Source organism: Rhizobium sp. NZLR8 (assembly GCF_019685025.1).
In the GTDB taxonomy this organism is placed as follows: Bacteria; Pseudomonadota; Alphaproteobacteria; order Rhizobiales; family Rhizobiaceae; genus Rhizobium.
In genome coordinates this window covers 75,438-88,087 of the sequence record NZ_JABDVY010000009.1, presented here as the reverse complement: position 1 = coordinate 88,087, position 12,650 = coordinate 75,438, and the positions used below count along the sequence as shown (strand labels likewise).

Genomic DNA, 12,650 nt, shown 5'->3' with positions numbered 1-12,650 from the left:
CTCACCTTTCGAGGTTGAGGCGGATCGCGACCGATCGCGCATGGGCATCGAGGCCTTCGGAGACGGCAAGGGCGATCGCCGCTGGGCCGAGGGTGCGCAGCTGCTGCGGACCGAGGCGCAGGATCGAGGTGCGCTTGACGAAATCGAGCACCGAAAGACCGGATGAGAAGCGCGCCGAGCGCGCCGTCGGCAGCACATGGTTCGAACCGCCGACATAATCGCCGATCACCTCGGGCGTATGGGCGCCGATGAAGATCGCGCCGGCATTGCGGATGCCGTCGAGCAGCCGGTCCGGATCGGCGACGGCGAGTTCGAGATGCTCGGCAGCGATGCGGTTCGCCAAGGGAATAGCCAGTTTCAGATCGGCAACGAGGATGACCGCGCCGAAATCGCGCCAGCTTGCCGCCGCCGTCTCGGTGCGGTTCAGCGTCATCAGCTGGCGTTCGACCGCCTGTTCCACCGCCTTGCCGAAGTCGGCATTGTCGGTGATCAGGATCGCCTGGGCGCTGACATCGTGCTCGGCCTGCGCCAGGAGGTCGGCGGCGATCCAATCCGGATTATTGTCCTTGTCGGCAATCACCAGCACCTCGGAGGGGCCGGCAATCATATCGATCCCGACGGTGCCGAAGACATGGCGCTTGGCGGCAGCGACATAGGCATTGCCGGGGCCGGTGATCTTGGCGACCGGGGCAATGGTCTCAGTGCCATAGGCCAGAGCCGCGATCGCCTGGGCGCCGCCGACACGATAAACCTCCGTGACACCAACAAGCTTGGCGGCGGCAAGCACCGCCGGATTGACCGCGCCGCCGGTGGCCGGAACGGCGATCACGATGCGATCGACGCCGGCGACCTTGGCCGGCACGGCATTCATCAGCACCGAGCTCGGATAACTCGCGGTGCCGCCCGGAACATAGAGCCCGACCGCTTCGATCGCCGTCCAGCGCGAGCCGAGACCGACGCCGAGGTCGTCCTCGTAGATATCGTCCTTCGGCAGCTGCCGGCGATGATGGCTCTCGATGCGCAGTGCCGCGAGCTTCAGCGCACCCAGCACTTCCGACGGCACCGCCTCAACGGCGGCGTCAAACTCTTCCGGCGTGACACGCATCGGCACGGTGGCGAAATCGATGCCGTCGAACTTCAGCGAATATTCGGCAAGCGCCACATCGCCGCAGGCCCTGACATCATCGATGATGGCGCGAACGACCACGTTCACATCCTCCGAGACTTCACGCTTCGTCGTCAGAAAGGCGGCAAAATGCTGCTCGAAACCTTCCGATGCCTGATCCAGCCAGATTGCCAAGGCCGATTTTCCTTCTCAACTCGAAACTGCGATGTTCAAACGTCAAACGTCAAGCGTCAGCGGCGTCAGCGATGGCGAGGCTTGGAGGAGGCCTCCCAGGCACCGCCGATATCGGCGAGCTGCACCTCGATGCATTCGACATCGAGCGCAATCGAGGCGGTGCCGGACAGCGACAGCTCGATCGTACCTTCCGGTCCGTCGCCCTTCTTATCGAATCGCAGCGCCAGCAATGACAGCACCTCGTCGCGTTTGCCACGATCGATGCCGAGCGACCGGACGGCCAGCACGCGCTTGAAGACCAGGGCGGCCCGGCGGCGCTCGAAACCCTTGCGCTTGCGTTCGGCGCCTTCCCAAACGAAACGATTGACGGCCAGGGCGAACTGCGCGTCGCGCGGCGACCAGTCGATGTCGCCGACCTTGAAGACGCTGTCCTGCATATGCGCGGAGATGATCGCGAGGTCCTCGTCATCGAGCGCAACAAGCTTCAGATCGGTCATTCAGTCTTACCCCAGCAGGCACCGCCGGAATGGCGATGCGTAGACAAGGGAAATAAGATGCTGCGGCCAATTACGCAACCGGGATGAGTGCCGCTTACTCGCTGATGCGCTCGACGACGGCGCCGCAGCGGGTCAGCTTCTCCTCGAGCCGCTCGAAACCGCGGTCGAGGTGATAAACGCGGGAGACCGTGGTTTCGCCCTCGGCGGCAAGGCCGGCGATGACGAGCGAGACGGAGGCGCGCAGATCGGTCGCCATGACGGGCGCACCGCGCAGGCGTTGGACACCCTCGATCTTCGCCGTCTGGCCGGACAGCGTGATCCTGGCGCCGAGGCGGGCAAGCTCCTGCACATGCATGAAGCGGTTTTCGAAGATGGTCTCTGTGACATGCGAGATGCCGGACGAGCGGGTCATCAGCGCCATGAACTGCGCCTGCAGATCGGTCGGGAAACCCGGGAACGGATCGGTGACGATATCGACCGGCCTGATGCCGGCGCCGTTGCGCTTGATGCGCATGCCGTTGTTGGTTTCAGAGATGTCCGCGCCGGCGCGGCGCAGCGTTTCCAGCGCAGTTTCGAGCAGCGCCATATCGGTATTCTCGAGCACGACGTCACCGCCGGCCATGGCGACGGCCATGGCATAGGTGCCGGTCTCGATACGATCCGGCAGCACCCGGTGTCGGGCGCCGGAGAGCGAGGTGACGCCTTCGATGGTGATGGTCGCTGTGCCGGCGCCCGAGATCTTGGCGCCCATGGCGTTCAGGCAGTTGGCGAGATCGACGACCTCAGGCTCGCGAGCGGCATTGCCGATCACCGTGGTGCCGCGGGCAAGCGTTGCCGCCATCATCATCACATGGGTGGCGCCGACGGAGACCTTCGGGAAGGTGTAGCGCGCGCCGATCAAGCCGCCATTCGGCGCCTTGGCGTTGATATAACCGGCTTCGATCTCCATGGTGGCGCCGAGCGCCGTCAGGCCGTCGATGAAAAGATCGACGGGACGCGTGCCGATGGCACAGCCGCCCGGCAGCGATACGCGGCAATGGCCTTCGCGCGCCAGCAGCGGGCCGATGACCCAGAAGGAGGCGCGCATCTTCGAGACCAGCTCATAGGAGGCTGTGGTATCGACGATGGTGCGGCAGGTGAAATGGATGGTGCGCGAATAGGAATCTTCCTGGCGTTCGCGGCGGCCGTTGACCGCGACATCGACGCCGTGATTGCCGAGGATGCGCATCAGCAGTTCGACATCGGCCAGATGCGGCACGTTTTCGAGCGTCAGCGTATCGCTGGTCAGAAGCGAGGCGATCATCAGCGGCAGTGCGGCATTCTTGGCGCCGGAAATCGGAATGATACCATTCAGCTCATTACCGCCGACGATTCTGATACGATCCATGTGCGCTTACGGGCCGCGCCCGCCTTTCCTGAAAGTACTGCCTTGGAATAGGAGTGGGGTGTTTAAGGGATTTTTGGCGACGCTTCAATTCGCCGCGGACGGAACATTACGATTCGTCCATTTTTGCGGCAGGCAGTCCATTTGTTTCGTCGGCTTGCCCGGAACGGCGGGCGCGCACCTGCTGTTTGCGTTTTGAAAGATTTTCCCGGAGTTTTTCGGCGGCGCGCTCGCGGCGCAGTTTCGCCTGTGCCTCGATCGCCTCTTTGCGGCTATGCTGGCCGGTTTCGGTCTTTTCATTCATGTGACAGGATTAGCCGAATTCGCTCCGATCCAAAAGGCCCTTGCATCCCAATCCACGCAAAGTTGGAATTTGCTGCTTGCGCTTGCCGCCAAGCTGTGGCAATAGCCGCCCCGTTCCCGCGATGTGAGCCACACGGCTCGCACGGGTACTGGTCCTGCTGCCGTAGCTCAGTGGTAGAGCACACCCTTGGTAAGGGTGAGGTCGGTGGTTCAATCCCACTCGGCAGCACCAGTTTTTCGGTAAGAACATGACCTCCCTTTGCGCCCCTCGGCAAAGCTAGTAACAGCTGGGAAGCAGCACGCTTTTGTTTGCGCAGTCGGGAATCTCGGTTACCTCGAGATAGTAAGGTATAAACGGCGAAAACTGCCACAGTTCAATCAGTTCTCTGGTGACTGTCACTTCGTCCTTAATTGGCGCGTGAAGCCACGAAAAAGTTCCATCGAATATACCTTCGACATCCCACCGATCAAAAGCCTTAGACCAAACATAGGCAGCAACATCTATCGCCGTGCCTTCATCCTGGGGTGTCAGGGTAGCCCGCAAATATTCCCGCTGGAGTCTTGGGACGGTTTCAATGGAGAGACGCGTCAGGAGAGCGTCTTCAGCAGACACCTCTGCCCCGCGGGCGAGGACCGGCATAGCCAGGGCTCCGCAGAGAAAAGCAGCCTGAATCAGATTTCGACCTAAACCCATGTGGAGCCCTCGGCTTCACAAGCATGGTAGCGATGATGCCGCGCCGGCGCCATAGGAGTGGTTGCACCTTCCAAAAATTCCCTTCTCCTTATTCGTCATGCTTACAAATACCAACGAAATTTTGGTTCTCGCCGGCCCGATCGCTCCGCGAATCTCACCAGCGGAAATTTCGCCTCACCGGCTGCAATCCATTCCGCCCATTGCTGACGGCAAAAATCACGCTAGAGTATTAACTATCGCAAAGTCTCCCCGGAGGAACTGGGAGATGCTGCGCTTCGTTTCTGTCGACAATCGTGGAGGAGCGTCAATGGCAACTGAAAGATGGAACAGCCCGGTCAAGGTTGGTTTCGAAGGTGCGGATGCGCGAACGGTCAATGGTCCGTTCGATGCGCTGAAGTGCCTGGCGGATCTCTGGCCGAGTATGCGCGGGCTTCGTTATATCAAGGCCCGCAGCACCTGCCGGGCAGCGCTCGACGGGCGCAAGAGCGTGGAAGAAGCAAGAGCCGAGTTTCTGGCGGCCGCCGAAGAGGCGAAGCTGAAGTTGCATTAGCACTTCGGCAAGGAATTTCGGGCGATTTTCGCCTTCTGGGCGCGCAAGCGTGCCGGAACGGGATAATGCTTTAATTTTGGGCTTTAATTTTGGTTTAACCCTGCAACAAATGCTTTCCGGGATTTGATGCAACAGGCGTTGCGCCTGGTACAGGTGTCTTCACGGAAGATGCCCAGCCATCATGATGATGGTTAGAGGCTCGTACTCTCTGCGGAAACGCAGGCGAGCCTCGTCCGAGCAGGACCGCCTTTTTTCAGCAATCCGCGCCGCTCTCATTCGCGATCTCGACATAACCGACACCGATGATGGTACCATCTGCCGCGCGGATGAAGGAGGGCAGATAGTGAGGCTCTACCGGTGTGCAGGCGACGGCCCCGGTATATTCGTTGAGGGCGATCTGGTCCTTCGGCAAAGCGGAGTAATTCGTGCCGGTTTCCAGCGAGGCATGGGCGGAGCCGGCAAAGACACCACAACCCACTATCAAGGTCGTTGCCCACAGGCGAGGAAGCAACTGCATGAGAGTCTCCAGCGGTTAGGTCCGGCCTTTCAACACGCGAGAGAGCATTTTGGTTCCCTTCATGCATCGCAAAGAGATGAGCGCGCAGATCGGCGGAGCATCTCCTTCACCGGACTTTTATTTGATGCAGGTCGTTGTCCTAAAACCGCTGCACACTTTTAGGCGACATGCATTAGCGTCGCAGCAAGCGAGCACGCACATAGCCTCGGCCGACGACGCCCTCGGCGATCTCGATCGCCCGCTCGACATCGCCCCGCCGGCGCACGAAGCCCTCCAGGATGACATAGGAGCCCGATAGGCTGACGGTGATTTCGCCGGCTTCGATATCGGCGGCCGCATGAAGGGCGCTCTCCACCGAGGCGCGCGTCGCGGCATCGCTGTGGCCCTGCCGGCCGGGCTCGCCATGCCCCGTGAATGCTGGAAAGCCGAGCACCGTGAACGTTTCCTAATGTTGGTTGATGACTGTTAACGCCGCAGCGACGCATTCGTTGCGTCCCCGGGAAAAGAAGAGCCTGCTCGACAGCGATACCTGCGCGGTGGCATGGGCACCCCTTGGCGAAAGGCGCCGCGGCTTCCATATCTGGCTGCAGTCGAAAGAGGGATGATGACGATGAAAGCGCTTCTGTCCGCCTTATTTGCCGGGGTATTGCTTGCCGGCTGCTCGTCGGCCGATACGCCGGCGCTCGACCCCATTCCCGGCAGCATCACCTATGGCGGGCAGCCGCGAACGAAGCTCACCAAGTCGCCGGTCGGCAGCGCCGTCTATAACCAGTTCTACAATGGGACCGGCCAGCGCGTGGAGGAAACCTATATTCTTCAGCCGGACCGCAGCCTGAAGCTGGTGCGGCGCGTGATCGGACCGGATTTCCCCGATTGACGTTGCGTTGGAGCGGCAGGCTTGACAGCGGCTGAAATCGCGAACATTCAAGGAACATCTAATTTTCCGCAGTGATTCTGCGAGAGCCCGACCGGACGGCTGGATGTATCTCGAAAAGCTCAATCCCCAGCAGCGCATGGCCGTCGAGCACGGCACGCTCATCGACGGCAGTCATATTGCCGGGCCGCTGCTGGTCATTGCCGGCGCCGGCTCCGGCAAGACGAATACGCTGGCGCATCGGGTCGCCCATCTCATCGTCAAGGGCGCCGATCCGCGCCGCATCCTGCTGATGACTTTCTCCCGCCGGGCCGCCGCCGAGATGATGCGGCGTGTCGAGCGCATCTGCCGCGACGTGCTGGGCTCGAATGCCGGGGTCATGGCCGATGCGCTGTCCTGGTCCGGCACCTTCCACGGCATCGGCGCGCGGCTGTTGCGCGATTATGCCCAACAGATCGGCCTCGATGCCGACTTCACCATCCATGACCGCGAAGACAGCGCCGATCTGATAAACCTGATCCGGCACGATCTCGGTTTCTCAAAAACCGAAAGCCGGTTTCCGACCAAGGGCACCTGCCTTGCCATCTATTCCCGGGCGGTGAATTCGGAAACCGCGCTCGATCAGGTGCTGCGCGACGCCTTTCCCTGGTGCGCGGCCTGGGAGAAACAGCTCCGTGAGCTTTTCGCCTGTTATGTCGAGGCGAAGCAGAGCCAGAACGTGCTCGACTACGACGATCTGCTGCTCTACTGGGCGCAAATGGTCGGCGAGAGCGTGATCGCCGAGGATATCGGCAGCCGCTTCGACCATGTGCTCGTCGACGAATATCAGGACACCAACCGGCTGCAGGCGTCGATCCTGCTGGCGCTGAAGCCCGGCGGCCAGGGGCTGACCGTCGTCGGCGACGATGCCCAGTCGATCTATTCCTTCCGCGCCGCGACGGTGCGCAACATCCTCGATTTTCCCGCCGCCTTCAGCCCGGCCGCCAATATCGTCACCCTCGACCGCAATTACCGCTCGACGCAGCCGATTCTGGCGGCGGCCAACGCCGTCATCGATCTCGCCTCGGAGCGCTTCACCAAGAACCTGTGGACCGAGCGGCAATCATCCGAGCGGCCGCGTCTGGTTTCGGTGCGCGACGAGGCCGACCAGGCGCGTTATGTCGCCGACATGGTGCTCGACAACCGCGAGGAAGGCCTGACGCTGAAACAGCAGGCCGTGCTGTTCCGCGCCTCGCATCACAGCGGGCCGCTGGAGGTCGAGTTGACCCGGCGCAACATTCCCTTCGTCAAGTTCGGCGGGCTGAAGTTTCTCGACAGCGCCCATGTCAAGGACATGCTGGCCGCCCTTCGTTTCGCGCAGAACCCGCGCGACCGGGTGGCGGGCTTTCGGCTGATGCAGATCCTGCCGGGCGTCGGGCCGTCGACGGCGCAGAAGGCGCTCGACCTGATGGCCGAGGATGCGAGCCCGATATCGGCGCTTGCCGCCATGCCGGCGCCGCCGCGCTCCGGCGAGGACTGGACGTCCTTCGTGTCGACGCTGCAGGAGCTGAAATCCGGCAAGGCCGGATGGCCGGCGGAAATCGGCCTGGCGCGGCAATGGTACGCGCCGCATCTGGAACGGCTGCACGAGGACGCAGCGACCCGGCAGGCCGATCTGCTGCAACTCGAGCAGATCGCCGGCGGTTATGCCTCGCGCGAGCGTTTTCTCACCGAGCTCACTCTCGATCCGCCGGATGCGACCAGCGACCAGGCAGGCGTGCCGCTGCTCGACGAGGACTATCTCATCCTGTCGACCATCCATTCCGCCAAAGGCCAGGAATGGACGAAAGTCTTCATGCTGAATGTCGTCGACGGCTGCATTCCGAGCGATCTCGCCGTCGGCGCCACTGCGGAAATCGAGGAGGAGCGCCGGCTGCTCTATGTGGCAATGACCCGCGCCCGGGATGGTCTCGACCTCGTCGTGCCGCAACGCTTCTTTACCTATGGGCAGAATTCGCAGGGCGACCGGCACGTCTACGCCTCCCGCAGCCGCTTCATTCCGGCAACTCTGCTGCAGTTCTTCGAGGCCTGCAGCTGGCCGCAGGCAAAGTCCGGAGCTGCCGCGCAAGCGCAGGCGCGGCAGGTTCGCATCGATGTCGGCGCCCGCATGCGCGGCATGTGGCGATAACCAGATAATCCATCAAAGCGAAAGCGGCGGCTCGGCCGGTTTCAGGAAGCGCTCGACCGTTGCAGCCCCGACAGCCTCGATACTTGCCGGCGACCATTTCGGATTGCGGTCCTTGTCGATGACGGCGGCGCGGATGCCTTCGAAGAAATCGGGATTATCCAGCATCTGCAGGCAGGCGCCGAGTTCACGGCCGAGGCATTCGGCAAGTGAAGCGCTGCGGCGGCCGGCTCTCAGCAGCGCCAAGGCGAGTTTCAGGCTGGTCGGCGAGCGGGTCATCAGCACCCGGCGGGTCTCGGCGGCGAAGTCGCCCTCCTCCCCGGCAAGTGCTGCCAGGATCTCCTCGACGCTGTCGAAACAGAAGACGCGATCAATCACCGATGCGTTCTGCCTGAGCCGGCTTTCACCTGCAGGCTCCGAAAGCGCCTGCAGCACCGCATCGACATCGCTGGGGGAGCCGGCGCGCGGCAGGACAGACAGCGCATCGATCACCGCGCCGAGCCGCGACGACGCAATCTGAAGGTCGGCAAGGCTGGCGTGGATTGCGTCGGCAGCACCGATATCGAGCCCGGTCAGGCCGAGCCATGTTCCGGCTTCGCCGGGGGCGCGCGGCAGCAGCCAGGTGGCGCCGACATCCGGGACATAGCCAATGCCGGTTTCGGGCATGGCAAGCCGCGTGCGCTCTGTGACGATGCGGTGGCGGCCGTGCGACGACAGGCCGACGCCGCCGCCCATGGTGATGCCGTCCATCAGCGCCACATAGGGTTTGGGGTAGGCGGCGATCTGATGGTTGAGGCGGAATTCCTCGCGCCAGAAGGCGCCCGCGAGACCATCGCCGGCGCGGGCGCTTTCATGCAGGGCGCGGATATCACCGCCGGCGCAGAGGCCGCGTTCACCCTCCCCGCTCATGACGACGCTCGCCACGTCGGCATCCCCGGCAAAACCATCAAGAGCGTCAGTGATCGTCCGGATCATCGGCAGCGTCAGGCTATTTAGCGCCCGCGGCCGGTTGAGCCGGATGATGCCGGCAGTGCCCTGCTGTTCAATGATGACTTCGCCGTCTTGCATGGTTCACCTCCGCTGTCGAAGTCTTTCCTGGTCAGATTGAAGCATTCTGCCCGGGAAAGGCTCGAGACCATGAATAGACGACGATGCAACGTCGCTCCAGTCGATTTAAGATCGGCCGGGGATCGACCGGTCAGGCAGAGAGCGAATTGCGGGCGGAGGCTGCGGCTTCGCACCGGGCGGCATAGTCGATTGCAAGTTCCAGCGGCAGCGGCCGCGAGAAATGATAGCCCTGCGCCAGACGAACGCCCGCCGCCTTCAAGCCCTCGGCGATCGCCTCGCTTTCGACGCCTTCGGCGACGGAGGCAATGCCGAGATTCTGGCAGAGATTGGCGACCGAGCGGGTGATGTTCATGCAACGGGCGTCGCGATCGAAATTCATCACGAAGGCCTTGTCGATCTTCAGCTTGTCGAAGCCGAGACGGTGGATATGGCTGAGGCTGGAATAACCGGTGCCGAAATCATCGAGCGCGATCGAGATGCCGGCAGCCCGCAGCATTGAGATGACCTGGTCGGCGGTGTCGAAATCGGAAAGCAGCGCCGTCTCGGTGATCTCGAATTCGATGCGCCTGGGATCGATGCCGGAGCGGGTGACCATGCCAAGCAGCGCCATCGATGTCTCATGGTCGCAGATATCGCGCGCAGAGAGATTGAAGGAGAGCCGGAGATGGCGTGGAATGATCGCCAGCGCTTCGAGCGCCCTGGCAAAAAGGATGCGTGTTATCCGGCCGATGACCGCCGTGCGCTCGGCAGCGGGAATGAAGGCGTCGGGACTGATGCGGCCGAAGCGGGCGCTGTCCCAGCGGGCAAGCGCCTCGTAGCCGACGACGCGGCCGCTCTTCAGTTCGACGATCGGCTGATATTCGAGTTTCAATTCGCTGGCGAAATCATTCGCCTGCAGCTCGAGCTCGATCAGGTGGCGCTGCGTCAGGATCTTCTCGTGCTCCGCCGAGAAGAATTCGACGCCGCTGCTGCGCTTGCTCTTGACCTGGTAGAGGGCAAAATCGGCTTTCTCGTAGAGATCCTCGGCGGTGTATTTGCCGATCTCGGGATAGACGATACCGCAGGAGCCGAAAACGCGAACTGAGCCATCAGGGATTTCGTAGGGATCGCGAACGGCGGCGCAGAGCGCCTGGCCGAGATCGGCGATCGCCTGGCGTGTCATCGAACAGGGGAAGATGATGCCGAACTCGTCGCCGCCGAGACGGGAGACGATACCCTCTTCGCCGACCAGCGCGGTGAAGCGGCGGGCGGTCTCCTTGAGCACGAGATCGCCGGCGGCATGGCCGAAAACATCGTTGACCGGCTTGAAACCGTCGAGATCGAGAATGCCGAGGACGGGCGGCGCGGACGGATCCTTCTGCAGCCGCTTTTCCAGCGAGAGAAAGAAGCTGCGGCGGTTGGCGAGGCCCGTCAGCTGGTCATGCAGGGCGTTGCGGCTGTTGACGAGGTTCAGCTCCTCGGCTTCCGCCCGCTTCTGCTTCAATTCCTCGGTCAATTGCACTAGGCCGACGAAATTCTGGAAATAGCTGTTGATCACCCTGAGGAAGGGCAGGATCAGGAAGAGGCCGCTGACGGCGGTCGCCACGAAAACCGGATTGCCCGAGAACATGAAGGTCGCCACCATGGCCGAGAAGGTGATGACCGTGGTGAGCGCTGCCGCCATCGGCAGATGCATCAGGCAGAAGATGCAGGAAATGCCGGTGACGACGAGGAAGTAGGCGATCTGGCCCTGTTGGGAAGCATCGCCGTATTGGTAAAGCGCGATCGCCCAGCTGCCGAAAGCGATCGTGAGGATACCGGCGCCCGATATGGTGATCTTCATCAGCCTGTAAGCCCGCTCGGCTGTGACGTTTTCCTTGCCCCTGATCTCCCACCAGCAGAGACGGAAGACACAGACGATGCTCAAGGCGACAGGAATATAGAGCGAGAGCCAGAGCGGCGCGGATTTGAGGTGGGTGATCGCCACCGCAAGGGCGTTGATGACCAGCAGGATATAGAGAATGGGGATCTGAGACGACAGGGCCCGGAACTGCGCCGTCAGAAGCGTCGGATTGTCTTTTTGCAGCTGCAGTGAGGCCAGAAAGTTCTTCATCTTCCCTTTTCCAAGCACCACTCAGAACGAAGCGGCTGCCAGTGCCCGGTGGATGCTGTGCAGGTCGTCGACGTTTCTGTTCGACAGGAAGATTTCCCAGTCGAGCGAACTCTGGACGATGGTTTCGAGCGAATCGTGCCGGGGCCTCCAGTCGAGCACCTGCCGGGCGAGCGAAGCATCGGCGACGACGCTGGCCGAATCGCCGGCGCGCCGCGGCGCCATGTGGATCTTGAAGGAATGTCCGTGCAGGCGCGTGATCATGTTCAGCACGTCGAGCACGGAATAGCCGCTGCCATAACCGCAATTGGCAACGAGCGAGCCCTTGCCCCTGCGCAGATGCTGCAGCGCCTTCAGATGCGCATCGACAAGATCGGTGACATGGATGTAGTCGCGCACGCCGGTGCCGTCATGGGTGGGATAATCGATACCATAGACGCTGACGCTGTCGCGCCTGCCGAGCGCCGCCTCGCAGGCAACCTTGATGAGGTGGGTGGCGCCTGAGGTCGACTGGCCGGCCCGGTGATCAGGATCGGCGCCGGCGACGTTGAAATAACGCAGCGCGACGTAGTTGAAATCATAGGCGGCGGCGGCATCGCGCAGCATGAACTCGGTCATCAGCTTCGATTGGCCGTAAGGATTTTCCGGATTGAGGGAGGCCGTCTCCTTCACCGGAAGGTCGGTCTTTTGCTGACCGTAAACGGCCGCCGTCGAGGAGAAGACGAAGTTTCGGATCCCGGCCTCGACCGAGGCCGAAAGCAGCGCCCGGGTCTTGCCTGAGTTGTTGTCATAATAGGAGAGCGGATCGGCAACCGAGACCGGGACAACGGCGGAACCGGCGAAATGGATGATCGCCTCGATATCGTTTTCGATGAAGATCTTCTTCAATATGTCGGCATCAGCGACGTCGCCGAGATAGAAGCGCGCCGCCGGCGCCACGGCCCAGCGAAAGCCCGTGGAGAGGCGGTCGAGCACGACCACATCTTCACCTGCATCGAGCAGCGCCCAAACCATGTGACTGCCGATATATCCGGCGCCGCCCGTCACCAAAACCGCCATGACCCGCATCCCTGCTTTCGTTTGATAAGCAGGGGCATCAGGCCCGGTTTTTCTTTCCAATTTTCTTATCGAATGGCCGTTCGAGGCCCTTTGAACCGGTATGTTTGGACTTGTGGTTAGAGGCCGATTTCGGGCTTTGTTCAAGTTTTAT

The 12,650-nt window shown here is 62.0% G+C and carries 13 protein-coding genes and 1 tRNA gene; 4 read left to right on the top strand and 10 right to left on the bottom strand.

Features of this window, described 5'->3' with window-relative positions:
• Position 1: 1 nt before the first annotated feature.
• The 4 genes from hisD to HJB89_RS20040 all read right to left on the bottom strand — a co-directional run bounded on the left by hisD (position 2) and on the right by HJB89_RS20040 (position 3,485).
• A complete protein-coding gene (gene hisD / locus HJB89_RS20055; RefSeq protein ID WP_221150436.1) occupies positions 2-1,300 on the bottom strand; it encodes a histidinol dehydrogenase in 1,299 nt (432 codons plus the stop codon).
• A 65-nt stretch (positions 1,301-1,365) separates the two neighbouring features.
• Positions 1,366-1,797 carry a DUF2948 family protein gene (locus tag HJB89_RS20050; protein WP_207582867.1) on the bottom strand — a complete coding sequence of 144 codons (432 nt, stop codon included), beginning with the start codon at positions 1,795-1,797 and terminating at the stop codon, positions 1,366-1,368.
• Positions 1,798-1,891: 94 nt separating this feature from the next.
• Positions 1,892-3,184, bottom strand: coding sequence for a UDP-N-acetylglucosamine 1-carboxyvinyltransferase (gene murA / locus HJB89_RS20045; RefSeq protein WP_207582866.1), 1,293 nt, complete (start codon positions 3,182-3,184; stop codon positions 1,892-1,894).
• Between the two features lie 106 nt (positions 3,185-3,290).
• Complete coding sequence (locus tag HJB89_RS20040; RefSeq protein WP_221150435.1) at positions 3,291-3,485, bottom strand: hypothetical protein; 195 nt, start codon at positions 3,483-3,485, stop codon at positions 3,291-3,293.
• 156 nt (positions 3,486-3,641) lie between these two features.
• On the opposite strand from HJB89_RS20040, the gene HJB89_RS20035 reads away from it, so the two are divergent.
• Positions 3,642-3,716: transfer RNA gene (locus tag HJB89_RS20035), tRNA-Thr, on the top strand.
• A gap of 45 nt (positions 3,717-3,761) precedes the next feature.
• On the opposite strand, the gene HJB89_RS20030 is transcribed toward HJB89_RS20035, so the two are convergent.
• Complete coding sequence (locus HJB89_RS20030; RefSeq protein WP_221116118.1) at positions 3,762-4,178, bottom strand: hypothetical protein; 417 nt, start codon at positions 4,176-4,178, stop codon at positions 3,762-3,764.
• 307 nt (positions 4,179-4,485) lie between these two features.
• On the opposite strand from HJB89_RS20030, the gene HJB89_RS20025 reads away from it, so the two are divergent.
• Complete coding sequence (locus HJB89_RS20025; RefSeq protein ID WP_003545294.1) at positions 4,486-4,728, top strand: DUF982 domain-containing protein; 243 nt, start codon at positions 4,486-4,488, stop codon at positions 4,726-4,728.
• Positions 4,729-4,981: 253 nt separating this feature from the next.
• On the opposite strand, the gene HJB89_RS20020 is transcribed toward HJB89_RS20025, so the two are convergent.
• Both HJB89_RS20020 and HJB89_RS20015 read right to left on the bottom strand, forming a co-directional pair.
• On the bottom strand, positions 4,982-5,245 hold the full coding sequence (locus HJB89_RS20020) for a hypothetical protein (RefSeq protein ID WP_221116119.1): 264 nt from the start codon (positions 5,243-5,245) through the stop codon (positions 4,982-4,984).
• A 172-nt stretch (positions 5,246-5,417) separates the two neighbouring features.
• On the bottom strand, positions 5,418-5,678 hold the full coding sequence (locus tag HJB89_RS20015) for a BON domain-containing protein (RefSeq protein ID WP_221133081.1): 261 nt from the start codon (positions 5,676-5,678) through the stop codon (positions 5,418-5,420).
• Positions 5,679-5,855: 177 nt separating this feature from the next.
• Here HJB89_RS20015 and HJB89_RS20010 point away from each other — a divergent pair, with 177 nt between their 5' ends.
• Both HJB89_RS20010 and HJB89_RS20005 read left to right on the top strand, forming a co-directional pair.
• Positions 5,856-6,122 carry a hypothetical protein gene (locus HJB89_RS20010; RefSeq protein WP_221116121.1) on the top strand — a complete coding sequence of 89 codons (267 nt, stop codon included), beginning with the start codon at positions 5,856-5,858 and terminating at the stop codon, positions 6,120-6,122.
• A gap of 103 nt (positions 6,123-6,225) precedes the next feature.
• A complete protein-coding gene (locus HJB89_RS20005; RefSeq protein ID WP_221150434.1) occupies positions 6,226-8,286 on the top strand; it encodes an ATP-dependent helicase in 2,061 nt (686 codons plus the stop codon).
• A gap of 12 nt (positions 8,287-8,298) precedes the next feature.
• On the opposite strand, the gene HJB89_RS20000 is transcribed toward HJB89_RS20005, so the two are convergent.
• From HJB89_RS20000 to galE, 3 genes are all read right to left on the bottom strand, one after another.
• On the bottom strand, positions 8,299-9,351 hold the full coding sequence (locus HJB89_RS20000; protein WP_207582859.1) for an enoyl-CoA hydratase/isomerase family protein: 1,053 nt from the start codon (positions 9,349-9,351) through the stop codon (positions 8,299-8,301).
• Between the two features lie 130 nt (positions 9,352-9,481).
• A complete protein-coding gene (locus HJB89_RS19995; RefSeq protein ID WP_207582858.1) occupies positions 9,482-11,443 on the bottom strand; it encodes a bifunctional diguanylate cyclase/phosphodiesterase in 1,962 nt (653 codons plus the stop codon).
• Between the two features lie 21 nt (positions 11,444-11,464).
• Complete coding sequence (gene galE, locus HJB89_RS19990) at positions 11,465-12,499, bottom strand: UDP-glucose 4-epimerase GalE (RefSeq protein ID WP_207582857.1); 1,035 nt, start codon at positions 12,497-12,499, stop codon at positions 11,465-11,467.
• Positions 12,500-12,650 lie beyond the last annotated feature (151 nt).

Bases quoted from the DNA above. Each gene is read 5' to 3' on its own strand.
- HJB89_RS20050 (WP_207582867.1), bottom strand. From the start codon at position 1,797: ATGACCGATCTGAAGCTTGTTGCGCTCGATGACGAGGACCTCGCGATC.
- murA (WP_207582866.1), bottom strand. From the start codon at position 3,184: ATGGATCGTATCAGAATCGTCGGCGGTAATGAGCTGAATGGTATCATT.
- HJB89_RS20040 (WP_221150435.1), bottom strand. From the start codon at position 3,485: ATGAATGAAAAGACCGAAACCGGCCAGCATAGCCGCAAAGAGGCGATC.
- HJB89_RS20030 (WP_221116118.1), bottom strand. From the start codon at position 4,178: ATGGGTTTAGGTCGAAATCTGATTCAGGCTGCTTTTCTCTGCGGAGCC.
- HJB89_RS20025 (WP_003545294.1), top strand. From the start codon at position 4,486: ATGGCAACTGAAAGATGGAACAGCCCGGTCAAGGTTGGTTTCGAAGGT.
- HJB89_RS20020 (WP_221116119.1), bottom strand. From the start codon at position 5,245: ATGCAGTTGCTTCCTCGCCTGTGGGCAACGACCTTGATAGTGGGTTGT.
- HJB89_RS20010 (WP_221116121.1), top strand. From the start codon at position 5,856: ATGAAAGCGCTTCTGTCCGCCTTATTTGCCGGGGTATTGCTTGCCGGC.
- HJB89_RS20005 (WP_221150434.1), top strand. From the start codon at position 6,226: ATGTATCTCGAAAAGCTCAATCCCCAGCAGCGCATGGCCGTCGAGCAC.
- HJB89_RS20000 (WP_207582859.1), bottom strand. From the start codon at position 9,351: ATGCAAGACGGCGAAGTCATCATTGAACAGCAGGGCACTGCCGGCATC.
- HJB89_RS19995 (WP_207582858.1), bottom strand. From the start codon at position 11,443: ATGAAGAACTTTCTGGCCTCACTGCAGCTGCAAAAAGACAATCCGACG.
- galE (WP_207582857.1), bottom strand. From the start codon at position 12,499: ATGGCGGTTTTGGTGACGGGCGGCGCCGGATATATCGGCAGTCACATG.